The organism is Streptomyces sp. NPDC111516, from assembly GCF_055635345.1.
Map to the genome: position 1 here is coordinate 353755 of NZ_JBVKBV010000005.1, position 24567 is coordinate 378321.

At 68.1% G+C, this 24567-nt stretch carries 16 protein-coding genes and 3 pseudogenes; 8 read left to right on the top strand and 11 right to left on the bottom strand.

Features of this window, described 5'->3' with window-relative positions:
• Positions 1-19: 19 nt before the first annotated feature.
• Positions 20-1519, bottom strand: a pseudogene (locus tag ACZ7L9_RS13735) (S8 family serine peptidase); the annotation flags it as partial.
• 743 nt (positions 1520-2262) lie between these two features.
• Here ACZ7L9_RS13735 and ACZ7L9_RS13740 point away from each other — a divergent pair.
• Positions 2263-2478: a hypothetical protein gene (locus ACZ7L9_RS13740; protein ID WP_471415216.1), complete on the top strand. Its 216-nt coding sequence runs from the start codon at positions 2263-2265 to the stop codon at positions 2476-2478.
• 232 nt (positions 2479-2710) lie between these two features.
• On the opposite strand, the gene ACZ7L9_RS13745 is transcribed toward ACZ7L9_RS13740, so the two are convergent.
• A complete protein-coding gene (locus ACZ7L9_RS13745; RefSeq protein ID WP_471415137.1) occupies positions 2711-6928 on the bottom strand; it encodes a carboxypeptidase regulatory-like domain-containing protein in 4218 nt (1405 codons plus the stop codon).
• Between the two features lie 636 nt (positions 6929-7564).
• Here ACZ7L9_RS13745 and ACZ7L9_RS13750 point away from each other — a divergent pair.
• Entirely contained in the window at positions 7565-7729 is a 165-nt protein-coding gene (locus ACZ7L9_RS13750; RefSeq protein WP_471415138.1) for a hypothetical protein, read from the top strand.
• A gap of 398 nt (positions 7730-8127) precedes the next feature.
• On the opposite strand, the pseudogene ACZ7L9_RS13755 reads toward ACZ7L9_RS13750, so the two are convergent.
• Positions 8128-8331, bottom strand: a pseudogene (locus tag ACZ7L9_RS13755) (MerR family transcriptional regulator); the annotation flags it as partial.
• A gap of 197 nt (positions 8332-8528) precedes the next feature.
• On the opposite strand from ACZ7L9_RS13755, the gene ACZ7L9_RS13760 reads away from it, so the two are divergent.
• Both ACZ7L9_RS13760 and ACZ7L9_RS13765 read left to right on the top strand, forming a co-directional pair.
• Positions 8529-10166, top strand: coding sequence for a carboxylesterase/lipase family protein (locus tag ACZ7L9_RS13760; protein WP_471415140.1), 1638 nt, complete (start codon positions 8529-8531; stop codon positions 10164-10166).
• Positions 10167-10900: 734 nt separating this feature from the next.
• Positions 10901-12943: an alkaline phosphatase family protein gene (locus ACZ7L9_RS13765; protein ID WP_471415141.1), complete on the top strand. Its 2043-nt coding sequence runs from the start codon at positions 10901-10903 to the stop codon at positions 12941-12943.
• Positions 12944-13093: 150 nt separating this feature from the next.
• On the opposite strand, the gene ACZ7L9_RS13770 is transcribed toward ACZ7L9_RS13765, so the two are convergent.
• The 4 genes from ACZ7L9_RS13770 to ACZ7L9_RS13785 are packed head-to-tail and all read right to left on the bottom strand — an operon-like array spanning position 13094 to position 16507.
• Positions 13094-14338, bottom strand: a complete 1245-nt coding sequence (locus tag ACZ7L9_RS13770) for a cytochrome P450 family protein (protein WP_471415143.1) — start codon at positions 14336-14338, stop codon at positions 13094-13096.
• Positions 14335-15288, bottom strand: coding sequence for an amidohydrolase family protein (locus ACZ7L9_RS13775; RefSeq protein WP_471415145.1), 954 nt, complete (start codon positions 15286-15288; stop codon positions 14335-14337). The genes ACZ7L9_RS13770 and ACZ7L9_RS13775 overlap by 4 nt, the downstream gene beginning before the upstream one ends.
• Entirely contained in the window at positions 15285-16172 is an 888-nt protein-coding gene (locus tag ACZ7L9_RS13780; protein WP_471415147.1) for an NAD(P)-dependent oxidoreductase, read from the bottom strand. The genes ACZ7L9_RS13775 and ACZ7L9_RS13780 overlap by 4 nt, the downstream gene beginning before the upstream one ends.
• On the bottom strand, positions 16169-16507 hold the full coding sequence (locus tag ACZ7L9_RS13785; protein WP_376222165.1) for an antibiotic biosynthesis monooxygenase family protein: 339 nt from the start codon (positions 16505-16507) through the stop codon (positions 16169-16171). The genes ACZ7L9_RS13780 and ACZ7L9_RS13785 overlap by 4 nt, the downstream gene beginning before the upstream one ends.
• Positions 16508-16846: 339 nt before the next feature.
• Here ACZ7L9_RS13785 and ACZ7L9_RS13790 point away from each other — a divergent pair, with 339 nt between their 5' ends.
• Positions 16847-17677: an APH(3'') family aminoglycoside O-phosphotransferase gene (locus ACZ7L9_RS13790; protein ID WP_471415149.1), complete on the top strand. Its 831-nt coding sequence runs from the start codon at positions 16847-16849 to the stop codon at positions 17675-17677.
• A gap of 249 nt (positions 17678-17926) precedes the next feature.
• Here ACZ7L9_RS13790 and ACZ7L9_RS13795 read toward each other — a convergent pair whose 3' ends face one another.
• The 3 genes from ACZ7L9_RS13795 to ACZ7L9_RS13805 all read right to left on the bottom strand — a co-directional run bounded on the left by ACZ7L9_RS13795 (position 17927) and on the right by ACZ7L9_RS13805 (position 20840).
• Positions 17927-18277: a zf-HC2 domain-containing protein gene (locus ACZ7L9_RS13795; protein ID WP_471415150.1), complete on the bottom strand. Its 351-nt coding sequence runs from the start codon at positions 18275-18277 to the stop codon at positions 17927-17929.
• Between the two features lie 657 nt (positions 18278-18934).
• Positions 18935-19630 carry a response regulator transcription factor gene (locus ACZ7L9_RS13800; protein ID WP_471415152.1) on the bottom strand — a complete coding sequence of 232 codons (696 nt, stop codon included), beginning with the start codon at positions 19628-19630 and terminating at the stop codon, positions 18935-18937.
• Positions 19605-20840 (bottom strand): sensor histidine kinase, encoded by a 1236-nt coding sequence (locus tag ACZ7L9_RS13805; protein WP_471415153.1) that lies wholly within the window; start codon positions 20838-20840, stop codon positions 19605-19607. The genes ACZ7L9_RS13800 and ACZ7L9_RS13805 overlap by 26 nt, the downstream gene beginning before the upstream one ends.
• A 407-nt stretch (positions 20841-21247) precedes the next feature.
• On the opposite strand from ACZ7L9_RS13805, the gene ACZ7L9_RS13810 reads away from it, so the two are divergent.
• The gene (locus ACZ7L9_RS13810) at positions 21248-21991 is read left to right on the top strand and encodes a GNAT family N-acetyltransferase (RefSeq protein WP_471415155.1); all 744 of its coding nucleotides are present in this window, start codon (positions 21248-21250) and stop codon (positions 21989-21991) included.
• A 178-nt stretch (positions 21992-22169) separates the two neighbouring features.
• On the top strand, positions 22170-22565 hold the full coding sequence (locus tag ACZ7L9_RS13815; protein ID WP_471415156.1) for a hypothetical protein: 396 nt from the start codon (positions 22170-22172) through the stop codon (positions 22563-22565).
• On the opposite strand, the gene ACZ7L9_RS13820 is transcribed toward ACZ7L9_RS13815, so the two are convergent.
• Positions 22546-23172, bottom strand: a complete 627-nt coding sequence (locus tag ACZ7L9_RS13820; protein WP_471415158.1) for an SAM-dependent methyltransferase — start codon at positions 23170-23172, stop codon at positions 22546-22548. The two genes, ACZ7L9_RS13815 and ACZ7L9_RS13820, sit on opposite strands and share 20 nt — an antisense overlap.
• A gap of 87 nt (positions 23173-23259) precedes the next feature.
• Here ACZ7L9_RS13820 and ACZ7L9_RS13825 point away from each other — a divergent pair.
• Positions 23260-23867 (top strand): annotated as a pseudogene (locus ACZ7L9_RS13825) (helix-turn-helix domain-containing protein).
• Positions 23868-24567 lie beyond the last annotated feature (700 nt).

Sequence of the window (24567 nt, forward strand, 5' to 3'; positions counted from 1 at the left end):
ACAGCGGCCAGCCGTGACCGGAAGCGTCGTGGACGGAACCGGTGACGTTGACACTCGGCTTCGCGGTCAGCGCGAAGTTCTCGGTCACCGTCTGGCCGTCGGCGATCGCCACACCCGAAACGGTCTTGCCGGCGTACCCGAACTTGCTCACGCTGACGTCATACGTTCCCGGTGGGCGCACGGTCAGGGTGTAACGCCCTTGCCCGTCCGTCATCACCGTGGCATCGCCCACGGTGACCTTGGCTGCCGCCAGCGGAGCGGTGCCGTCGGTGACGGTACCCGTGACGGTGCCGTGCGGCCCGGCACGCAAGCCCGTGACGTTCAACAGCCGGTTGGGGGAACCGGGGCCGGGGTCGGTCACCACTCCGGTGATGGCTGAGGAGGTCACCGCCTCTGCGACCAGCGACGGGGGGGCGGTGGGGTCCTGCGCCAGGTAGAGCGCGGCGGCTCCGGCCACGTGCGGGGACGCCATCGAGGTGCCGGAGATGGTGTTGGTGGCGGTGTCGCCGGTGTACCACGTGGACGTGATGGCTGACCCGGGCGCGAAGATGTCCACCACGCTGCCGAAGTTGGAGAAGCTGGAGCGGGCGTCGCCGCTGGTGGTGGAGCCGACGGTGATGGCCTCGCTCACGCGGGCCGGGGACGAGGTGGAGGCATCCCTGGTCTCGTTGCCCGCCGCCACGGCGTAGGTGACCCCGGAGGCTATGGAGTTGCGGACAGCGGTGTCCAGCGCCGGGTCGACACCGCCGCCGAGGCTCATGTTGGCCACCGCGGGCTTGACGGCGTTGGCGGTCACCCAGTCCACGCCCGCGATGACGCCGGAGGTGGAGCCGGTGCCTTGGTTGTTCAGCACGCGTACCGCGACGATCTTGGCCTGCTTGGCCACACCGTACGACGAGCCCGCGACCGTTCCGGCAACGTGCGTGCCGTGGCCGTTGCCGTCCTCGGCGATGTTGTCGTCGTCCACGGCGTCGTACCCGTAACTGGCGCGGCCGCCGAAGTCCTGGTGACTGATGCGCACACCGGTGTCGATGATGTAGGCCGTGACTCCGCCGCCCGCCGTACCCGGGTAGGTGTAACTGTTGTCGAGCGGCAGGGCTGGCTGGTCGATCCGGTCCAGCCCCCACGAGGGCGGATTGGGCTGAGTGTCGGTCGCCTTGACGGTCTGGTCCTGCACGACGGACTCCACGGCCGGATCGGCGGCGAAACGCTTGGCCTGCTTCTCCGTCAGCTCGACGGCGTACCCGTTGAGCGCCGCGTTGTAAGTCCTCTTGACCTTCGCACCGTACTTGGCAGCCAGCGCCTTGCCCTTGCGCGACTTGGAGTCGGCTCCCTTGCCGAGAACCACGATGTACCGATCCTTGATGGCACCGGGTGCGCCCGCGTTCGCGATCGTACCTTCGGCCTGACTCGCCGCCGCCGCGGGCAGCGCCGCCGGACCGACGCCAAGCGCCAAGGCCGCGACAACAACTGCGGCCACGCCCTTGAGAGTGCGCCGGGTACGTGACATCACTGGCATCACAGGTCCTCCTGCGCGGCGACGGTGAGCACCACGATCAGCGCGCTGACGCATCCGACCGTCGTTTTCAACGCGCGCGGACGCGATCTGAGACGGGTTGGTTGAGCGGAGGGAGGATGAGACATGTGCAGCTCTCCTAAGGGGTGTATGCAACCCCAAAACATGAATTCCTGATCAGGCAGATCTCGGCTCAGTCGGACTGGAGCCCGGGATCACGGGGAGCTTGAAGCCCCAACTCGGTCTCTTCAGGCCGGAAAACGCCGACCGCGACCACACCAGGCTTTCATCGCCCTCACTGTCCAAGGCAGATTCCACGAGCACGTGCTCACGCATCGTTTCCTGACGCCAGAACACGGGCTGCATGAGGCCGCTTTCGACAACGGAATCGGCAGGTGTCCTGTGTCTGAGCAACCGTCACCGGCAGGAAGCCGGATACCACGGCCTTGCCGCTCCGGACACGATGACGAAGCGTCAAAAAAACGCACTCACGTGCTTCCAGAAAGTGGATCAACGGACTGGGGGCGGCACCTGCCGGCAACGAGGCGGTGCTCGGGAAGACGAGAGACTCAACAGGGCACGGTGCACGAGACTTTGTCCGTCCCCTCTGCCGGATGGCGGGTTTACGCGGAATTTACGGCCGACGCCACAGTCCCGTCATCAGTTGAACGTCGGGATGATCTCGGCGCGAGCCCGACGAATGTCGAATCGGGTTCGCGGTTCGACCGACCCCCGCCTGGCCGAGCGTGGCTGGAGCATCAAGCCCGAAGTACAGCGAACTGGACTACGAGTACCTGCCCAACGGCGGCTGGGGCTCCCCGGGAAACACCATGTGGACGACCTCCTGGCACACCTACCAGGTGTCCCCCTGGGTCGCCGTCAACCCTCAGCAGGTGCATGCCCAGATCGTCGCCTACCGCAAGGCGAACGTGGACTACACCGACAACGTGACGTCCCCCTGACTCTCCCGGGGTGACGCCGGCGAACCAGCGGCGACAGCCAGTATTTCTCCAGTTCCTCCCTTGTGCCCCAGTGCCCCCGGCGCCGCCCGTGCCAAAGCCGCCTGTCAGCCCGGTGAGCATTCGAGGCCGGGAGGCGGCCGAGAAGGGTGACGGCCCCGCCATCGGATCGGTCGCGGAGCCTTCACCTGTCCCTGCGGACCGGGCCCCGGCCCAGCCCGCACGGAGCGTCAGATCAGGTGCAAGTGCGGTCGGGTTTGAGAGAAAGGTCGACCGTGGTCGCCTTGTGCGGATTGATGTCGACCGATTGGGTCTGCGACACCCAGCCGTCCTGGGACGCGGTCACCTTGAGCGGGTTGTTCCTGACGTCGAGCCAGAGCGTGTAATGACCGTTCTGGTCGGTCTTCAGGGTGTAGGTCGCTGTCTCCTTCGAGGTGATCTGCACTGTTGCTCCGGCCAGTGGCGTCGGCTTGCCGGTGCAGTCGACTCCGGTGACCGTCCCGGTGATCTTGCCCCAGGTCCTGGGCGGTTTCACCGTGAGCGTCACCGGAGTCGAAGGAATCTCGTACGGGGTCTTCGCGGCGATCACGAGCTGCGCGTTGAACGTGCCAGGTTGGGTGATCTCGGCGATGTTCGCGTCGAAGCTCACGGTGACGTCGACGCTCTCACCCGGCTGAAGCGTCACGTCGGTCTTGTCCGCTGACAGCCAGGGGACGTCCGTTGTGTCAGCGCACTGGTCGAAGCCGGGCAGCAGCTCGGAGTTCGTGAAGGCGACGAAGCTTCCGGTAGTGCCTCCGATCTTGTAGAAGCCGCAGGCGGAGCCACTGCGGTAGCGAGTTTGGTTGGAGTTGGGCAGCGCGGTCCAGGTGTTGGAACCCGGGTCGTAGGTGAAGCCCCGGTTGGTGATCGTGCTGGATTTGTAGGTCACGCCGCCGGACACGAGGAGCTTGCCGTCTGTCGCTGAGTAGCCCATCGCCCACAGGTCGATCGGCAGGTCGGCGACGGGAGTCCAGCTTTCGGACGACGGGTCGTAGCTGTAGGCATCCTTGGTGGCGGTACTGCCCGACATCCCGCCTGCGCAGTACAGCTTGTTCGCGATGGCGCCGCAGCCGAGCCAGGCAATCGACTCCGGGTAGGCCTTGCTCGAACTCCAGGAGTTTGACGCCGGATCGTACACCTGCACATCCGTCGTGCCGCAGACGGTCGCGCAGCCGCCGACGATGTAGATCTTGCCGCCCACCACGGTCACGGCGGCGCCGGCGTACGGTTTCGGGTTGTCGGCGCCCGTGGACCAGGTGTCGGTCAGCGGGTCGTAGATCTCGGTCTTGGCCACCGGATTCCCATCCGCGCCCCAACCCCCGAAGACGTAGAGCTTGCCACCGTAGGCAGCCGCCTGCGGCGCCTCACGGGCGACGCTCAGGTTCGGGAGGGCACTCCACGCCTGGGCGCCTGGGGTGTAGACGTAGGCCTTGTTGAGCATGTGGGTGCCGTCGACTCCCGCGACCGAGTAGACCTTGCCGTTGATGGTCGCCACACCGTTGTCCATGATCGGCATGGGGTAGTCGGGCACCGTCGTCCACGGCGCCGCGTACGGCATCGCCGAGGGCTTGGCATCTGCCTTCTGCGTGCTCGTGCCGGGCCGGAACCGCAGGGGACTGTAATCCCCCTTCAGCTCCTGCAGCGGAGCACCCTTGCCTGCCGCGGCGGGCTTGTAGACGCCGGGCAGCTCATCGAGCTTGGCGGTCACCGGGGCGGTTCCGGTGTTCTTCACGGTCAGGGTGGAGCTGCCCCGGCCCTTCCAGTCGACGGTCTTGCCGAGCTGGGCCGGGCTGACCGCGATCCGTGGCGCGGGCAGGGCGACCGTGCCGTCGGTTGCCTGGTCGGGGGCGACGTCGAGGGTGATGTCCTGGTCGCTGTAGAAGTTCCCCGTCTTGGCGGTGAACTTGTGCTCCCCGGTGAGTGAGGAGAACATCCAGTAGAAGCCGTCGCCCAGCTTCGGGTCGTTCGGCGTCGCCGCCGAGGTCGTCTTCTCCGCGGGCTTGTCGACCGACGTCACCGTGGCGCCGTTGAGCCCAGTCCCGGTGTTCTTGTCGGTCACTCGGCCGACAACCAGGCCACCCGGTACCGGCTCACACGTGCGGTCGCCGAGGAAGACGTCGTCGATCTGCCACCACCACCCCCACGTGGCAGTGAGGTGGAACCGTACCTGGACGTTGGCCTTGCCGGCAGCCTGGGACAGGTCCACGACCTCGGCCCGCGGCCCCCGAGCGTCGTCCTTGGTGTGGTGCCAGACGTTGGTCCACGTCTGGCCCCCGTCGACGCTGAAATCGACATCCCCGGTCTGGCCGAACGAGAAGCCGAAGTAGTCGGTGCGGAAGATCAGGGATGGGTGGGTTCGCTCACTGAAGTCCATGACCGGGCTGATCAGCGAGGTGTCCTGTGTCTTTCCGTGACCGTAGTAGCTGCTGTCGACGATGGCGAAGCCGCCGGACCCGCCGGTCCTGTTGCCGCGCCTGCCGGAATCGTTGAACCGCCAGGTCTGACCGTTGCCGATCTTGTCGTCGACAGTCCAGCCAGCCGGCGTGGTGCCACCGTTGAACGACTCGGAGGTGCCGGCGTAGCGGTAGCCGTACCCGGCTGCACTGCAGGTCATCGGATCGACCGACGCGTTGACGTCATGCGTCACATCCGCCGAACCCACCTGCACGTCCTGAGAGTCCCGCTTGTAACCCGGATACAACGGGTCGACCTGCAGGGTGTACGTGTTCCCGGCGGGCACGCTCAGGGTATACTTCCCCGTCTTGGGGTCGGTATGGGCGACCGCCGTCGGCTCACCCTTTACCTGCACGGTCGCATACAGCGGCCAGTCATGACCGGAACCGTCATGGACCGTGCCGGTGACGTTGACGCTCGGCTTCGCGGTCAGCGCGAAGTCCTCGGTCACCGTCTGCTCATCAGCGATCGCGACAGCCGACACGGTCTTGCCGGCGTACCCGAACTTGCTCGCACTGATGTCATAGGTTCCGGGCGGCACGCTCAGGGTGTAGTGCCCCTGCCCGTCCGTCATCGCCGTGACATCGCCAACGGTGATCTTGGCCGCCGCCAGCGGAGCGGTGCCGTTGGTGACGGTGCCCGTGACAGTGCCGTGCGGCCCGGAGCGGAACGCTGCGACGCCGTTCGGGGTGCCGAGACCGGTCGGCCCGTCATAACCCGGCCCCGCCTTGCACAGGTAGGCGGCAGGCGAGCAGCTGCCGTTGCTGCCGGAGGTCACATCGTTGAGGGCGGACGGCTGGTCGTAAGGGTAGGAGTTGGGCGCCGAACTCGCCGCGGGTGTCCCGGCCAGCGCGTAGACGGAGGCGATGATCGGGGCGGAGGCGCTGGTGCCGCCGAAGACCTGCCAGCCGCCGTGGTAGACGGCGACACCGGTCTTCGGGTCGGCGACCGCGGACACATCCGCGACACTACGGCGGGCGCAGCCGGTGTCCTTCTGGAATGACGGCTTGGGCCCGAACGCCGAGCAGCCGCTGCCCGCAAGGCTCCACGCTGCCTCGGTCCAGCCGCGGGTGGTGGAGGTGTTCTTGGCCAGCGAGGTGCCACCGACCGCCGTCACATGCGGCGAGGAGGACGGATATGAGACGCCATAGCCGTAGTCGCCGGTGCTGACGGTGATCGCCACACCGGGGTGGTTGAAGTAGGCGTCGTCAGCCTGGGTTTGATCGGAACCTTCTCTGCCGCCATAGCTGTTGGAGACGAACTTGGCGCCCTGGGCCACCGCCTGGTTCACGGCCGTACCCAGGTTCTCCACGTTGCTGTCGTCGGCCTCGACCAGCAGGATCTTGCAGGTCGGGCAGGTCGCGCTGACCATGTCGATGTCGAGGGCGATCTCCGCGGCCCAGCCGGAGTCCGGTGACGGATAGCTCGTGCCGCCACGCTGGTCAATCTTCTTGAAGCAGCCATTGGCCGTGGTACACGGCTCAAGCCCGTACTGCTGACGGTAGACCGCCAGGTCCGCCTCGGCGTTCGGGTTGTCGTAGGCGTCGACGATGGCGATCGTCTCAGTGGATCCGGCGGCGGGCAGGTTGTACGCGCTCCGCAGGTCGGCCGGACCGAAACCGACGGGAGCGGCATCGAGCTGCAGACCCTTCGCCGCGGTGACATCGGTGCGGACCATTGACAGGCAGGACATCTCGCCGGCTTTCGACGGCTTGGCGCACACCTGCTTGGTGGGGTGTTGGCCAGGCGAGGTGGGGCCGGCGGCCTTCGTGGTCGGGACAGGATTCTCGGCGGAGGCCGCGGAGGGGGCGGAGGTGGAGGCTGCGGCCGGCACAGCGATCACCGTGAGTGCGGTGACGGCGAGCGCCACGATCAGCGCGCACAGGCGTCCGACCGTCGTGGTTAACGCGACCGGACGCGATCTGCGGCGGGATGGCCGCATGAAGCGGGGATAAGACATACAGCTCTCCTACGGGGATTCATGCAAACCCAAATCGTGAATGCCTGATCGGGCAGGTCCCGGGTCAGTCGTACTTCGCGACTCGTTTCCGCGGCCCAGCCGTGCTGCAATACGGACTGGCGTCCATGAACACGGGGAGCTTGAGGTCCTACTGGGTCTCTTTCAGCCGGATCATGTCTGCCGCGATCACGTCGGGCTTTCCAGAACGGCCGCTACCGGCCGGAAACCGGATACCGGGCACGAGAGTTTGTTCGTCCCTTCTGCCGGATACGGGTTTGCGCGGACACTACGGTCGGCAGCACAGCTCCGTCATCGGTTGAATGTCGGGAAGATCCCAGCGCGAGCCCAACGAATGTCGAATCGTGGTCGTCTTCACGCCAGACGGTGTCGTGGGGGCAATGCCGTCGTCGATGGCGGTAGGCCACCGATTGATCCGCCCGTGGCCGCACGCCAGGTGATGTCATCGGGCACGGTAGCGATCTGTTCGCGTCCGAGGGCGGCGGCCAAAGTGCCCAGGGCGGGTGAGGTTGTGCGCGAGTGCGGCCAGGGTGAACTGCCCGTCCGGGACACGGGCGTCGTTCAAGCGTCTGACGCGACGGAACAGCAGCCGGGCGGGTCGTGCGGTACTCCTTGGCCTTGGTCTCCGCGCACCGTGACGGCGGCCCGCCGCCGTGCGACAGCACCTGGCCGCTGTCCGACACGGTGACCGACGAGTGGCGCTTCCGCTCCGCACACGCACCCGGCGACCGGCCGAAGGCCGCGGCACTGCTGGAGGAGTGCTTCTTTCATGCGACGACCTGAACCCTAGACAAGTCCCATCGTTGCAGGTCAGGAGCACTCTTCGCGTTTCCGATCACGTACCGGACGCCCCACCACGCGAAAGCTCGAGGTTAGAGGTCGGGCCCCTCGAAGTCGAAGGTGCACTGTCGGCTATCGAGATCGACAGCCCGTCGGTCAGCCATTTATGAGCCACCGTCATATTCAGCACGCGCCCGCCGGTGACGGTGCCGACCAGGGCCCAATAGCGTTCCAGGCGGGGGTCGAAGCCGGATGACCTCGACACCAGCCCATGCAGGTATTCGCGGAAGGCGGGGGTGTCCGACTCCCGCCGGGCTCGTGCGTGGGCGGATACGAAAGCGTTCACCGCATCCCCGGCGCTGGGCGGCAGCCCCTGGGCCAAAGCGGCGGCCGTCAGAACTGATGGTCGCGATCGGGGTGTCCAGCGCCCGTAAGCGCCTGATGAGACGGATCCGCTCCCACGCCTCAGGACCGTAGCGTCGATGACCACCGGCGCTACGGCCGGCCACAGGCAGCAGACCGCTGTCGGAGTAGTAGCGGAGGGTCTTCACCGGGACCCCCGTTCCGGCCGCGAGTTCACCGATGCTCCACGTGTCTTGCGTCACAGGCTCTTGAACCTCCAGCGCGCGGGAGGTCCTAGCGTACTGAGCACTGACCGCGTCAGTCCGTACCGGTCCCCACCGCTTGGGCTCAGTACCGGCCTGACCGGCCTCGTCCGATCCCATCCGACCAAGAACGGTGGGTACGTATGTCCCCGACCATGACAGCACCGCGTCCATGCCGAAGAGACACGCTCCGTTCGGTGCTCTTCTCCTTGCTCTGCGCGGTGGCACTACTCGCAGCCACCGCCGTACCGGCGACCGGCGCACACCCCGGTTCCCCGAACTCCGCAAGACAAAGCGGTACCGTCGTACGGACCGACCACGGCCTGATACGCGGCGTGTCACACGGCTCGTACATGACCTTCGGTGGCATTCCCTATGCTGCGCCGCCGACCGGACCGCTGCGCTGGCGCGCACCGGTGCCCGCCGCCACGTGGCATGGTGTCCGGGATGCGACGACGGCGGCTCAACGCTGTGTGGAGATGCCGACACCAGGTGCGGGCGCGGTCCTCGGGTCGGAGGACTGCCTCTACCTCAATGTCACGATGCCGACGCCAAAGCCGGCCGGGCAGAAGCGCCCCGTGCTGGTGTGGATGCACGGCGGTGCGTTCCTGGGCGGTTCCGGCAGTGACTACAGCACCGAACAACTGGCGGTCCGGGGTGACACGGTTGTCGTCACAGTCAACTACCGGTTGGGTATTTTCGGTTACTTCGGCCACCCCGAGTTGGGCTCCGCCCCACCGTTCGGCCTGGCGGACCAGCAGGCCGCCCTGCGCTGGGTGCGGGCGAACGCGGAGCGCTTCGGCGGTGATCCGGGCAGTGTCACGCTGTTCGGCGAGTCCGCAGGCGCGCTCAGCATCTGTGCACACCTCACCTCGCCGACGGCCGTCGGACTCTTCCAGCGGGCCGTGCTCCAGAGCGGTTCCTGCCTCATGTCCTTCCCACGCGGCGCTCTCGGGCCCGGAATTCCGGCATACGAGCCGTTCGCCTCGCAGCGCGAGGTTCAGACGGCCGGTGCAGAAGCCGCCCGGCAACTGGGCTGCACAGCGGGGGGTGGAGACGAGGTGCTGGCGTGCCTGCGCGGGCAGAGCACGGACCGCCTCGCCACCGCGCAGCTGATGCAGTCCTTCAACCGGCCCTCCTTCGGCAATACGCTGCTGCCCGTGGCGCCGGACCAGGCATTGGCGTCGGGACGCTTCCACCGCGTGCCGATCATTCAGGGCACCAACCACGATGAGATGCGGATGTTCGTCGGTCTGTCGCTCGCCGCGTTCCCGATCCGCACCGAGAACGACTATCGCGCCCGTGTGGTGGACGCCTTCGGGCTTGCAGCCCCAGCCGTCGAGGCGCAGTATCCGGCAGGACACTACCCCACGCCCGCACTGGCCTGGGCCGCGGTGCTGACCGATCGATCCCTCACGTGCACCACACTGGCAGTTGGCCGGGCTATCGCCACTCATGCCCCCGGCCTCCCCCTCTACGGCTACGAGTTCAGCGATCCGGATGCTCCTGTCCTCACCGGTCTGCCGGCGAACCCGGGCTTCCCCTACGGGGCGGCGCACGGCTTCGAGATGCCGTTCCTGTTCTCCTCCTTCCCCACCGAGCGACCACTGACCGATGCCCAGCGCGCCCTGTCGGACCGGATGGTCCACTACTGGACGAACTTCGCGCACACCGGCAACCCGAACACCCCCGACGCCCCGCTCTGGCCTGTCCTCCGCCCCTCGTCACCTCTCGCGCAGTCGGTGCAGTCGTTGGCTCCCGGACCAGGCGGAATCCACCCCGTCGATGCGTATTCCGCACACCACTGCTCGTTCTGGGACCGCCTGCCTCAGTGAGCCTCCGCGCGTACAGAACCAGGACGGCCCCGGCGCAGAAGCTGATCAGTCTCGTCAGCCACCGGGCGGGCCGACTGCACCGGGTCCAGGCGCTCGTCCCCGACAAACACCGGAAAGCCAACTGGGACGAGACCGATCGGTCCGGCACACTCAGCCGAAGCACCGTTGCCGGGTCAGGGACCCACTGGGCACCGGTCTGGGACGTGATGCGGACGCCGGCCGAGCTGCATGGGCGAGAGCACGTGCGACTCGTGGTCTGGTTCGGCTGATCACGGAACAGGATGCTGTTCGTCGACGCAGTGTGTGACGTCCGGCCCGTCAGCGGGCAAGGTAGCCAGCCGGGACGGCAGGTCGGCGATCGCGCGATGCTGACGCGAGGGCCACTTGATCAAACACACTGTGGCAGACTGACGGCATGTCGAAGCTCCGGGAAATGCAGGCTACTTGGTAGGTCACCGGCGTCAACCGGAGCTTTGTTGCGTGGAGGGCTGCCCGTCAGAGCATCGTCACACTGCTGTGACCAGCGCGGACCGCGGAACGTCGGGACTTTGAAACTGCTCTGGTGTTGGAGAGAAGTTCACTGGTCGTTTCCGGGGCAGATGTGGCGTACAACTACGCTCCTGGCTGCCATGAATGGACGCGAAAGCACAACGCATGCACCACTGTTCACGTTTTCGGTGGTCTTGGCCGCGATGTCGGCCCACGTGCTGTCGCACTAACAAGGAAGCACCAGCATGCGCATACCGCGCCCAAGCATCCGTGGTCTGATGGCCTCGGCCCTGCTGGCATGCATCGCCCTTCCCGGTACCGTCTCCGCGGCCGCGTCGACCCCGGATGCCGGGTCTTCGGACGCCAAGTCTTCGGTTGTCGTGGGATCCCCGTCGGTACCCAAGCCTGACCACGTGGTCATGGTGATGATGGAGAACAAGGGCTACGACGACATCCTCAACAACCCGTCCACGAAGCCCCAGGACCAGGTGCCGTACATCAAGTCCCTGGAGGCCCAGGGTGCGTCGTTCACCAACTCGTACGGTGTCACGCACCCGAGCCTGCCCAACTACTACGCGCTGCTGTCCGCCTCGGACATCGTGAAGAGCAGCGACTGGCCGGAGCCGCAGTCCGTCGACACCGACAACCTCCCCAACCAACTGGTGAACCACGGGTACAGCTTCGCGAACTACGCCAACCAGGGCCTGCCCACGCAGTGGCTCCGCTACAAGAACATCCCGGGCACACCGGGCAATCTGAACCCGATGGACAAGCGGCAGGAGGAGTTCCCGACCACGCCGGACGGGTTCGACAAGCTGCCCACCGTCTCGCTCTACGTGGGCAACGGCCAGCAGAGCATGCATGACGGGACCCTCGCCCAGGGCGACGCCTTCGTCAAGAACACCTTCGACTCGTACATCCAGTGGGCCAAGACCCACAACAGCCTCTTCATCCTGACCTGGGACGAGGACGACTTCACCCCCGCCAACCACATCCCGACGATCATGGTCGGGCCGATGGCCAGGGCCGGCGAGTACGACCAGAAGATCAACCACTACAACGTGCTGCGCACGCTGCTGGACATGTACGGCCTGGACCACATCAACCACACGGCCGACGCGGACGTCTCCACGATCAACGACGTGTGGGACACGTCGAAGACCGAACGCCTGCGCGGCATGGCCGGACGCTGCCTGGAAAACCACCAGACCGATCCGGCGAAGCCGGGCTCGCTCGGCCTGTGGCCCTGTGAAGCCGCTGCCAACCAGCAGTGGATCAGGCACGCGGACGGCACGATCCGCCACTCCGGCAAGTGCCTGACCGCCACCGCGAACGGGAAGACCGAGCTCGCCGACTGCGACGGCACCCCCGCGCAGAACTGGCAGCCCAAAGCCGACGGTTCCCTGCGCAACCCGGCATCCGACCACTGCCTGACCGTCCCCGGCTCCGACATCGCCAACGGAACCCCGGCAGAACTCCGGAACTGCGACGGCAAGCTCCACCAAAGGTGGGAGGTGCCCGGCTTCACGGGAGTGCACCACTCGCTCACGCTCGACACGCCCTCGACCTTCAAGCCCGGCTCCGCCGTCACCATGACGACCACCTACACCAACGACAGCAGCCCGGCAGCGCTTTCGGACGCCTCCGTCAGCCTCACCGTGCCCAGCGGCTGGACGGCCAAGGCCACCTCACCCGCCACGTTCACCACGGTCAAGCCCGACCAGTCGGTGAAGACCACCTGGGCGGTCACCGCCCCCGCCGACGCAAAGCCCGATGCCTACAACCTGTCCGCACAGGCCACCTACAAGAACGCCAAGAGCACCGACAAGGGCACCGGCACCACGTTCCACCCGGCGATAGTCCCCCAAGGGCAGATGCGAGTGGCCGAGGTCGACAGCGAGGAGACCGTCGGGGAGGACGGCCACGCAGCGAACGTCCTGGACGGTAACCCGGCCACCATCTGGCACACCCGCTGGTACGGAGGAACCGACCCGCTGCCGCACCACATCGTGCTCGACCTCGGTGAAGAGGTCGAGGCCACCGGCCTGCGCTACCTGCCCCGCCAGAACAGCGCCAACGGCCGGATAGCCGGATACGAGGTCTGGGTGAGCACGGACCGCACCTCGTGGACCAAGGCCGCCACCGGGACCTTCGCGAACACCGCGGCCGAGCAGACCGTCGCTCTGAACGGCACGCCGGCCCGCTACCTCAAGCTCGTCGCCACGTCCTCTCACGCCGGACCGTACACTACGGCCGCCGAGCTGAACGTCACCCGAGCAGTGCGCTGACCACCTGGAGGGGCCGGTCCGCCGCATGCGGCGGGGCGGCCCCTCCGACGGATCATGCCCAGCCTTATTTCAGGCCGAGTTGGGTAAGGCGACCGCGCCGTGAGCGAACGCGTGGCGGATGGACGGATGCCGGTCTCCTGCGGCTGTCGGTCACGGCACGGCGGGCTCAAGCACGACAGGCAGCTCCGTGAGGCCTCGGAAGGCCGGGAACGGAACCTCCATCCACGGCGCTTCACGCGCGGGGTCTGCCGGAGCGGCTCTCGGGAACCGGCTGAACAGGCCCGTGAGAGCGAGTTGCGTCTCCAGTCTGGCCAGCGGCGCTCCCAGGCAGTAGTGGATGCCGTGGCCGAACCCCAGATGGGCGCTTTGCGCGTTCGCGGGGCGCGTCACATCGAAAGCGTCCGGTGCGTCGAACTTCCGCGGGTCGCGGTTGGCCGAGCTGAGCGCGATCTGCACCAGGGAGCCCTTCGGAATCCGCGTCCCGGCGATCCTTACATCCTCGGTGGCGAAACGGAACGTCGCGCTCTCCACCGAACCGTCGTAGCGCAGCAGTTCCTCCACCGCCGGTCCGAGCAGCTCCGGGTTCTGCTGCACGGCACGGAGCTGCTCGGGGTGGGTGAGGAGATGGTGGATGCCGTTCCCGATGAGGTAGGCGGCCGTCTTGTGCCCCGCGAACATCAGCAGGAACGCTGTCGAGATCAGCTCCTGCTCGGTGAGCCCGCCGTCCTCGTCCCGGGCCGCGACGAGCGCGCTGAGCAGGTCCTCCCCCCGGCGGCTGCGCTTGCGCGCGAGGAGATCCGCGAAGTACGCGTGCAGGCTCTCCTCCGCCATCTGCTGGGCCTGCTTGGCTTCCTTGCCGAACCCTGTCTGCGCCACCGTGGTGGACAGGCGTTGCAGCTCCGGCCGTTCCTCCGGCGGCACACCGAGCAGTTCGCAGATCACGATGATCGGCAGCGGGAACGCGAACGCGGGCAGCAGGTCGACCGGTTCGCGGGTCGCGCAGCCGTCCAGCAGTGTCTCGACGACGTCCTGGATCCGAGGGCGCAGCGACTCCACACGGCGGGGTGTGAAGGTGGAGCCGACGAACTTGCGCAGCCGGGTGTGCTTGGGCGGGTCGGAGTTGAGCATGTGGTCGTCCAGCGCCACGGACGAGTCACCGAAGATCCTTCGGTAGGCGTCGATGGCCCCGTGCATGTCCTTGCTCAGCCGCGGATCTGCCAGGGCCGCCCGCGCGTCCTCGTACCGCGTGATCAGGTACGTGTCGATGCCGTGCGGCGGGCGCATGGGACAGACGGGCGCCGTGTCCCTGAGGTTCGCGTAGACCGAGTGCGGGTCCCGTCGGAACTCGGGGGTGCACCGCTCGGCCGCGGCGACCGGATCGCCCACAGTGGTCACGGTCGGCTCCTGAGGTCGAAGAGGGCCTCTGCGTTGCCACCGAGGATGAGCTGCCGGGACGCCTGGTCGACGGGCAGCTTCTCGATCATGCGCAGAAGCTCCTCCAGGGGTACGGACATCGGCGGTGAGTCAGTGCCGAACAGCATCCGCTCCGGCCCCAGCACCTCCGCGTTGAGGCCCAGATGCGCCGGGCTGAACGTGCTGGTGTCGACGTACATGCGCTGCAGCGCTCCGCCCGGGTCCGCCGCCGGGGCGGCGGGCTGCTTCGATGGTGCGCCGGCACCCCAGTGCCTGGGACGCGCAGCCGTCTGCAAGCGTTCCGGCAGCAGCGCCATCGCGCCGCCTCCTGTGGCACCGATCAGGCGCAGGCCGGGATATTTGTCCAGCCAGCCGGCGAAGGCGATCATGGCCATGCCCATGGTGACGTCCCCGAACCGGCCGATCTGTTCGACGAAGCCGAAGTCGTCGACCCGGTCCGTGCCGATCGGTTCGGCCGGAGCGTGCACCAGGACCGGTACTCCCGCCTCGGCGGCCAGCGCGAAGAAGGAGTCGGCGCGCGGAGAGCCGAGCAGTTCGCCGTGGACACTGGAGGTGGTGATCAGGCCGACGAACGCGGGGTCCGCCAGCGTCTCCCTGACTCCTTCCAGGTGGTCGTCGTCGCCGAACGGGTTGGCGTACACGTACCCGCGCAGTTGGTCCGGGAACGAGGCGATCAGGCCCGACATCCAGCTGTGGAAGCCGCGGAGCCGGTCTCGTGGTTGTGCGTAGTTGTCGACGCCCGGGACGCGCGCCATGGCACCGGCACCGACCGGACTGCCGATGATGGTGAGGTCGATTCCGGCCCGGGCGCGGGCGGCGAGCATTCCGTCGACGTCGGTCAGGCTGGGGGGCATGGGGAAGCGTCGTGCGGCATCCGGCGGGGACAGGTGTCCATGGATGTCGATGATCATGTGTGTGTTCCCTGGTTCGATGCGAGTGCGTGGACGACGGCGACACAGTCCTCGTCGCCATGTCCCTGGTCGGCGGCGCGGACGTGGGTCTGCGCAGCTGCGGCGACGAGCGGAAGCCGCAATCCGGCCGCGGCGGCCTGGTCCGCGGCGAGCAGCAGGTCCTTGGCCATCAGGCTCAGCCGGAAGTCGGGCTCGTCGAAGCGCCCGGCTGCCAGCCGCTTGGACTTGAACGCCATGACGGGCGAGGCGAATCCGCTGCCCGCGATCGTGCTGAGGACGAGCTTCCGGTCGAGCCCGGTGACGGATGCCAGCTCGACCGCCTCGGCCAGGGCCTGCACCTCGATCCCCATCAGCAGGTTGAGGAGCAGCTTCATCCGCATGCCGGAACCGAGTTCGCCGAGGTGCACGACCTCCTTGCCCAGCATTTCGAGCAACGGCCGCCCTGCGGTGAAGACCCGCTCCTCACCCCCAACGAACAGCCGCAGATCACCGCTGCGGGCGTGCTCCCGGTTGCCCAGCATGCCGACGTCCAGAACGGAGTCGATCTTGCTGGTGAGCCGGACGACCTCCTCCGGTGCGACCGTGCTGGCACAGACCAGGGTGCCGGTGTACGGGCTCGCGGTCAGAATCCCGTCCGGTCCGTGCAGCACGGCCGCGAGGGCTTCGCCGTCGGTCACGGTGCAGATGGCCGTACTCGTGCCCGCGACGGCATCAGCCGGATGTATCGCGGCGACGGCGCCGGCACGGGCGAGCGGTTCCGTCCGCTCCGCAGTGCGGTTCCAGACCCGGACCTCGACACCCTGGTCGAGAAGCCGGGTGGCCAGGCCGGTGCCCATCGTGCCGAGGCCGAGGACGGCGACGGGGCCGGTGACGGGCTGCGTCATGACTTCACCCCCACGGTCTCCTGAATGACCCGGTACCGCAGCGACTGGGTCTGATCGACCCAGGCCCGCAGCGGAGCCAGCAGTGCGCGGTGATCCTCGCCCTGTTGCCAGGCGAAGAAGTGCTCGGGCGTCTCCCACTCGCTGGTGATCACCCACTGCCGGGAGTCGTCGAGGGGTTCTCCCAGCCGGTCGATGATGTGCCCGGGAACGCTGGCGACGGACTTCCGAATTCTCTCGTACGCGTCGAGGAACCCTTGCTCACCGCCCTCGATGACGTGGACCGTGTAGACGACGGACAGTTGGTCGGCCGAGCGGCCGTTCTGCTCAGGGCGCATGTCTCCTCCTGGAAGGCGGGATCCGACGGATCGCAACTTCCACAGATTCATGGCTCCCGTGGCCGGGCAACTCCGATGTGCGGACGGCCCAATGGGGACAAGGGACCTCGCTGGCCCGGTCGGGTGAGGGCCGTCGGGTCCGCCCGGAGGCGGTCCTGGACGCCGCGCGCCGCATCGGCGGGGAAGCGGATGCGCCGGGCCGCACCGCCCATTGCGGCGAACGGGGCGAAGGGGGCCCGGGTGCCGGACACACTCGGAACAATGCGACAACGCGACGAGGTGTCGCACCGGGAATCGCGAGCCGGTGTCCCCTCCGGTCACGGCACTAGAGTGGCCGCCATGGGCGATCACCCGGGATCCCGGACCGTTTCACCGGTGCTGCTGGGCGCGGGTGGTGGTGACGGCGACTGGCTGCCCGTCACGGCGGGCGAGTCGGGGGCCGTCGTCTTCCGCAGCGCGGACGGCACCCGGTACGCCAAGTGCGTACCCGCCGCGGACGCGGCCGACCTGAAGGCCGAGCGCGACCGGATCGCCTGGCTGATCGGCCAGGGCGTCCCCGGGCCACCGGTGCTCGACTGGCACTCCCGCGACGCGGGCGCCTGCCTGGTGTCCGGTGCCGTCTCCGGCGTGCCCGCCGACCGGGTGCCCGCCGCCGCGGACCTGCGAGATTCCTGGGAACGCATCGCGGACGCGGTCCGCCAACTGCACGAGGTGCCCGTGCGGCAGTGCCCGTTCCGCCGGGACCTGGACGGGATGGTCGCCCTGGCACGCGACGTCGTGGCCCGCGGCGCGGTGAACCCCGAGTTCCTCCCCGTCCAGCAGCAGCACACGCCGGCCGCGGAGTTGCTGGCCCGCCTCGTCCCGCAGGTCGCGCGGCGACGGGCCCAGGAGGCCGCCGACACGGTGGTCTCTCATGGAGACCTGTGTCTGCCCAACATCGTCCTCGACCCGCGGACCCTCGATGTGTCGGGCTTCATCGACCTGGGCCGTCTCGGGCTGGCCGACCGCTACGCGGACCTGGCGCTGCTGCTCGCCAACGCGCGCGAGACATGGACGGACGAGGAACAGGCGCGTGCCGCGGAAGCGGCGTTCGCCGAGAGGTACGGCATCGCCCTCGACCACGGCCGCCTGCGGTTCTACCTCCATCTCGACCCGCTCACCTGGGGATAGTGGGTGCCCGGGATGGCTCACGGGCCTCGACGGAGGCATCCCGCACACTCCCCCCTCGCCGCCCCGCTGGTTGCCGGTGGCGTCCTCGGCGAAGCCCATGATGTAGGGACCGACGAAGCCGCCGGTGATGCCGATGGTGTTGAGGAGTGCCAGGCCGCCCGCGAGGGCGGCCTGGCACCGCCTCCGGAGCGGTGGGACCGCTCCGGAGGCGGTGCACGGCCGCCCTCGCGCTCGTCGTTGCCTTCCTCGTCAGCTTCGGTTGCCGATCCTCGCGGTCCTGCTGACCCATTGGGAGAGGGTGAGCTGGGTGGCCCCGGCCGTGCGGACCGGACCGCGTCGGCAGGGTGCCACGCGACCGCGTTCGGCGTGGCCGTCCCCGCACGTGCCCTCCTGTCGGCCGGTGCTGTCGGCGAGGGCCTCCCGGAGAAGGACCAGGTGCGCAGGCAGGTCTGCGCTGCAGTCGTACCCGGCCCGGCACGTGGAGCAGGTCGCCGGGTGAGCTCCCCCCGCGATCGCCTCGTCGGCCGCGGGGGCCGGGATGTCGTGTTCGTCGGCCGGTCGTTCACTGGTCGTACGGCGATTCCTGGTTGCGGTGTGCATGGGAGGGGTCCTTCCTGTGCCGAGAGTTCGGGGGGCGCCAGGTGCCGGGGGTGCCGGTCGCGCGGGCGTCGCGGCCACGGGTTCGGTCGTGAGTGTGGCGACTGCCGCTTGTGTCCCCTCAGGGTTCAGGCGTCGCGTCGCACGAGAAGTCGGACGCCGATGCCGAGGAGGACGGTCGCGTACCCGCGAGGAGTGGCCGGACCGTCCACAACGGGAGGACGGGACCGCTCGACCGCCGAAGAGGGAGAAGAGGGAGGCGACGCGGACCGCGGCCATCGATGCGGGTACGACGACCGTGGCGACCGCGGCCTCGGCCGTCGGCGCAAGCAGTCACCGGGGAAACGCGGTGCGTGTGGCCCGAACGATGGCCCGTGGAGCCGTTGCCCATGGCCGCCGTGGCGGCGAGCAGAGCAACCGGCACGCGGCGCACGGTGTGCGGTCCGATCGGTGCGGCGTCGTATCGCTTGGTCGTGCAGTGGGCTTCGATGGTCGTGCAGTGGGCTTCGATCATGGCGAAACCTCCGTTCGCCCTCTCACCTTCGCCCAGGACCGACCCCTCGCACATCGTCCCCCCGCAGCGATTCCCTGCTACCACGGCTGCGGTATCCGGCGCGGATGGCTACGACCGGGACCCGCACGCGCCTATCCGGCCGACGCTCATACGGACGCCTGTGAAGGCCCTGATTCCGGCGCCGGACTGACCAGGCCGCACTGATAGGCGATGACGACGAGCTGGGCCCGGTCACGCGCCGACAGCTTGGTCATGGCCCGGTTTACGTGTGTCTTGGCGGTCAGCGGACTGACGAACAAATGTTCTGCGATCGCGTCGTTCGACAGCCCCAGTGCCACCAGCCCCACGACGTCGCGTTCCCGCCGCGTCAGGCACTCCAGCCGCTCGTGCACGCCCGCCGGGCACGGGTCCGGCTGCGCAAGAAATCGGCTGATCAGCGCACGGGTCGCTGACGGGGACAGCAGTGCCTCGCCATCGGCGATCGTGCGGACGGCGTCCAGTAGCTCCTCGGGCCGGGCCCCCTTGCCGAGGAAGCCGCTCGCACCGGCGCGCAGCGCCTCCGCAACATGCTCGTCGTCCTCGAAGGTGGTCAGGATGAGCACCTTCACCTCTGCGAGGTCCTCGGATTCACTGATGAGCCGGGTGGCGTCGAGGCCGTCCATCTCCGGCATGCGGATGTCCATCAGGACCACATCCGGGTGCTGTGCACGCGCCAGCTCCAGTGCCTCCTGCCCGTTGGACGCCTCGCCCACCGTCTCCATGTCTTCCGTGGAGTCGAACAGCATCCTGAAGGTGCCGCGCAGCAGGGCCTGGTCATCAGCAAGCAGTACGCGAATCGTCATGCCCGTCTCTCTTCGGTGATGTGCCCAATACCGGGCCGGGACGCAGTGGCAGTTCGGCCGTCACGGTGAAGCCACCCTCCGGGCGCACCCCCGCGTACAGCTGGCCCCCGACCGTGGAAGCGCGCTCACGCATCCCGATCAGCCCGTGCCCCGTTCCGGGGTGGGCTTGGTCCCCTCCGGCTCGTCCGTCGTCCTCGACGGTGATCGTCAGCCGCTCGGGACAGTAGTGCAGGAACAACCGGGCGTGGTCGGCCCCGGCGTGCTTGTGCACGTTGGTCAGGGCCTCCTGCACGATGCGGTACGCAGCCAGGTCGACCGCCGGCGTCAGCGGTTCGGCGATGCCCCGTCGGGTATGGCTCACGGTCAGGCCGGCGCGTTCGAACGACGCCAGAAGCGCCGGTACGCGCGCAAGGCCCGGCATCGGATCACGCGGCGCCACCGGATCACCGGACTGCCGAAGCAGCCCCACGGTCACCCGTAGCTCGTCCAGCGCGGACCGGCTGGTGTCCCGGATGTCCTCCAGAGCCGCCAGGATCTGTTCCGGCCGCCGTTCCACCAGATGCACGGCCACACCCGCCTGAGCGTTGATCAAGGCGATGTGGTGCGCGACGATGTCGTGCAGCTCGCGCGCGATCCGCACTCGCTCGGCCGCCACCCGCTGTTGCGCCTCCTGCTCACGCGTCCGCTCCGCATGCTCCGCCCGCTCCTCAACCGCCGCCACATAGGCGCGACGTGAGCGCACCCCGTCCCCGACAGCAGCAGGCAGAGCCGTCCACGCCAGCATCGCCGCGTTGTCGGGCGCCAGCCATGAGCTCGGGTCGCGCAACACGGCGGCACCCACCAGAACAACAGCCGAGAACGATCCCGCCAACCAGGTGGCACGCCGGTCGGTCAGCGCGGCCACCGTGTAGACCGACACCAGAACCGGGCTGATGACCAGCGGACTCTCCCGAATCCCGACAATCTGAAAGGCCACCCCACAGCCAACCGCGACGGCCAGTACGCCGCAAGGGTGACGGCGCCGCCACACCAACGCAGAGCATCCGACAGCCGCGAGCAGCACGACGGGCCACCGCACTATGAAGTGGCGCTCTTGCCGTACGACCGAGGCAGCCACGACCGACAGCACGAACAGCAGAGCCACGCCCAGTGCCTCCATTGCACCGATCCGGGCCCGCGCGCCCCGCCTCCAACCGCTGATCACCGCCATGCCACCACCGTAGGGTCGACGGCCGCATCGGGCATCGTCTGGCACGGGGCGCGGGCCCCGACTGCCGACGTCCGCCGGTGCGCCGAGCCGGCGGCGGCGCATACCGGTGCCACGGTGTGCCGACGGCCCCGCACGGCCGTTGTCTCCAGGACGAAGCTGCCGGGCCCGGTTCCACCGCCGGGCCGAAGGGCGCCTTGCTCGTGCGGCGACGCGCCCGCCATCGGAGCGGCGCCAGGAGGGCTCGGCCGTGTCACCACGGCAGGCGGCACCGGCAATCGGCTGAGATGCGCGGACTGACACTCACAGCACCGACTCCACCTTGAAAACCTAGTATTACGGCTCCGCCAGGGGCGGGCGGTGTCGATCACGCCCGCGCTGAGGCACACGTGATCTATCAAGGATGAAAAGTGACTGAGAACGAGCAGCGCCAGACCCTGACCAACGGGCAAGGCGTGCCGGTCCTGACCTATCTGCAAGGAGTTCGGGAGGGGCACCCATGGGCGGATCTGGCCGAAGTGGTCGGCCCCGACCCCGTGGAATCCATCGTCGCCGGCATGTCCGGATGGGCTGTTTCGGGATCCGTGGAGCTCGGTGAGCAGTTGCTGGGCCGTGGTGCCCGGGTGATGCGGCATGCCCACGAGATGCGGAGAGACTTGGTCGCGTGTCCGCCACCGACCGACTGGTCGTCGCACGCCCTGGACAACGGACTTCGGGCAGTTCCTTGCGGCCTCGATGCCGATGCGGTGTTCCCGGCATGGCGAGCTGCCTTTCCTGCCGACCATCCCGACCACCACCGCGGCAGCGACGAGGAAGCGCTCAACGAGCGCCTGGCACCGATGCTGGCGGGCTCCGTTCTCGGGCCGGTGCTTCCGTGCAGCGCCTTGGTGGTGGACGAGACGGACCGCGTGGTCGCTGGGGCCATCCTCACCGACCGTGACGGCCTGCCGTGGATCGCGGACGTATTCCGCCGGCCCGAAGCCCGCTACGCGGGCCTTGGTACCGATCTGCTGCGTCGGGTGCTCAGCGGTGCTGCGGCCGACGGGCTGGCCGATGTCTCGCTCGTCGTGAGCGATGCGAATCCAGCCCGCCGCGTTTACGAGAAGCTCGGTTTCCAACTGACCGGCACATCACTGACTGTCGTAGTGCCGTAGGCGAAATCGCCGGACAGTCCCGGTCCCCTGATCGATGAGTCGGGGTAATGGATGGATGAGATCATCGATCTTGTTCGGCCATACAAGGGGGTGGTGAGCTGGCCATATGAAAAATGCGGAAGCTCTCACACCCCCCACAGCGGACAGCGGCGCACCTCGCTGGTCACCGGTCATCGCCGTGGCACTCAGCACTTTCACCGTGGTGTCCTCCGAAATGATGCCGGTGGGTCTGCTGACGCCCATGTCGGAGGCCCTTTCCGTCTCCGCCGGTGTCACCGGCCTCTCCCTGACGATCACCGGGATCATCGCCGCGGCCGTCTCCCCCTTCGTTCCGGCACTCATCGGGCTCCGCGATCGCAAGGGGGTGCTCGCCGCCTTCATGGTTCTGCTGTCACTGGCGAATGCACTGACCGCGATCGCACCCAATTTCCTGGTCCTGGCTTCCAGTCGGATCCTTCTCGGCATTGCGATGGGCGTCGTGTGGGGACTCGCCGCAGGACTGGGCCCGCGGCAGTGGTTTCCTTCCTTCGTGGGGGGCGTCGCCGGCCGCCGTGTCAGGCGGTGCGGCGGATGAGTAGGACGTGGTCGGTGACCTCGGCGGTGTGCCTGCCCGGTCCAGTCGCGATCCGGCGGGGTGCGTCGGCCCGTTCGACCGTCCATGTCGCCGGGTCCAGATCGATACCAGCGGCGACCTCCCGTGGGCTCGGGTACCGGATGTCGGGATCCTGGTTCCACGACCAGGGCGCGGCCGAGCCGTGGTCGACGACCAACAGCCGCCCGCCCGGGCGCAGTGCGTGCGCGGCCGAGCGCAGGACGGTTGCCCGGTCCAGGTCAAAGGGGGTGTGGAGGTAGTGGGCGCAGATCAGGTCGAATCCGCCGGACGGGAAAGACTTGTGCAAGTCGTGCCGCACGGTGATGACGCGGTCGGCCAGGCCGTGTGAGCGGGCGAGGGCGGCGAGCCGCTCGACCGCCACGGCCGAGATGTCGGTGGCGGTGACGTGCCACCCCTGGCTGGCGAGCCACAGCGCGTCGCCGCCGTCGCCGCATCCGAGGTCCAACGCGTCACCGGGCGGCAGGTCCGTCGCCGTCTCGGTGAGGCGAGCATTCGGCTGTGGGCTGTTGGCTGCCGGTCGGGCCGCGTAGACGCCGTCCCAGAACGCGACCGCATCGGTGGTGCTCATCAAGACTCCTTGTGTCGGTAGGCGCTCAGTCTTGCTAGGCGCACCACGATCTGGCACGGAACCTTGCGGATATGGCAAGTTGGCCTCATGGATCGCAAGACGGACGACGACGTGCTTGACGCGGTGGGGCCGCGGCTTCGTGCGCTGCGTCGTGACCGCGGCATCACCCTCGCCGACCTCGCCGCGACGACCGGCGTGTCGGAGAGCACCCTGTCCCGGCTGGAGAGCGGGCAGCGCCGGGCGACCCTGGAATTGCTGCTGCCGCTGGCCCGTATCTACGACGTTCCGCTGGACGACCTCGTCGGCGCCCCGCGCACCGGCGACCCCCGGATCCACCTCAAGCCGATCAGGCGGTTCGGAATGACCTTCGTGCCCCTGTCCCGGCGGCCGGGCGGGGTGCACGCGTTCAAGATGATCACCCCGCCCAGCCGGAATCAATCGAACCGACCCTGCAGACCCACGACGGCTTCGAATGGCTGTACGTGCTCAACGGCCGCTTGCGGCTCGTGCTCGGCGAGCGCGACCTGACGTTGCCGCCCGGTGAGGCAGCCGAGTTCGACACGTCCTTGCCGCACTGGCTGGGCAGCGCCGATGGCGGCGTGGTCGAGCTTCTCATCCTTTTTGGCCTGCAAGGGGTGCGTGCGCACGTACGCACCGACCCTGATCGGTCGTCTCAGGTCGGGAGCCAGCGGTGAACTCAGCGAGAGGTTCTGTGTTCGCGTCAGCAGCGAGCCCTACGGCCTGACCCACGATTGGCAGTGGGAGAAGGAGCGGTGTCCGGGGCCTTCGAATCCAAGGCGGAGGAGGGAGCGATGGCGGGTGGGGCCTCCCCTGCTCGAGCGAAGCCGAGAGCTCGGGGAACATCGCGACTGACGACAACGCCGGAGGCGAGGGTCCCAGGCGCTGGGACGCCGCTGCCGATCCTGGGTCAGGCCGTTACCGTGCAAAAGCTCGGTCGACAACGTCGCGCCCGCCGAGATCGACCAGGGCCTCGTCGCTCGTGAGCTTGATCGTTACCTGGCTATCGCTCATGCACACCCCTACGGCCTGGCCTCCACTCTCGACCGCCGAACCTACTGGCCTCCGACCTTGACCAAACACATAGGGCCACCCCCTGACCGATCCGATCACGGCGGAGCGGCTGGCCACAGCCCGCGCGGCTCACTGCCTTGCTCCGGACACCCTTCGTCGGCTCAACCGTCCGGTGATCCTGAGCCGAGAGTGAACGAATGAGAGTGTTGACAGGTGTTGTTTGTCGCTGGAATATGAGCGCAATCAAGCAGAATATTGCACCGATGTTCAAGAGCATCGCCCCTGTCGGTCCTGTGCGCAGGAGGACACGAGTGCGCTTACAACCACACAGACGCGGCGTGCTACTGGCCCCATCACTGACTC

Excerpts from the sequence above, each read along its gene's own strand:
- ACZ7L9_RS13800 (WP_471415152.1), bottom strand. The coding sequence starts at position 19,630 with ATGACGATTCGCGTACTGCTTGCTGATGACCAGGCCCTGCTGCGCGGC.
- ACZ7L9_RS13765 (WP_471415141.1), top strand. The coding sequence starts at position 10,901 with ATGCGCATACCGCGCCCAAGCATCCGTGGTCTGATGGCCTCGGCCCTG.
- ACZ7L9_RS13790 (WP_471415149.1), top strand. The coding sequence starts at position 16,847 with ATGGGCGATCACCCGGGATCCCGGACCGTTTCACCGGTGCTGCTGGGC.
- ACZ7L9_RS13785 (WP_376222165.1), bottom strand. The coding sequence starts at position 16,507 with ATGCGCCCTGAGCAGAACGGCCGCTCGGCCGACCAACTGTCCGTCGTC.
- ACZ7L9_RS13795 (WP_471415150.1), bottom strand. The coding sequence starts at position 18,277 with ATGCACACCGCAACCAGGAATCGCCGTACGACCAGTGAACGACCGGCC.
- ACZ7L9_RS13775 (WP_471415145.1), bottom strand. The coding sequence starts at position 15,288 with ATGATCATCGACATCCATGGACACCTGTCCCCGCCGGATGCCGCACGA.
- ACZ7L9_RS13820 (WP_471415158.1), bottom strand. The coding sequence starts at position 23,172 with ATGAGCACCACCGATGCGGTCGCGTTCTGGGACGGCGTCTACGCGGCC.
- ACZ7L9_RS13805 (WP_471415153.1), bottom strand. The coding sequence starts at position 20,840 with ATGGCGGTGATCAGCGGTTGGAGGCGGGGCGCGCGGGCCCGGATCGGT.
- ACZ7L9_RS13745 (WP_471415137.1), bottom strand. The coding sequence starts at position 6,928 with ATGTCTTATCCCCGCTTCATGCGGCCATCCCGCCGCAGATCGCGTCCG.
- ACZ7L9_RS13780 (WP_471415147.1), bottom strand. The coding sequence starts at position 16,172 with ATGACGCAGCCCGTCACCGGCCCCGTCGCCGTCCTCGGCCTCGGCACG.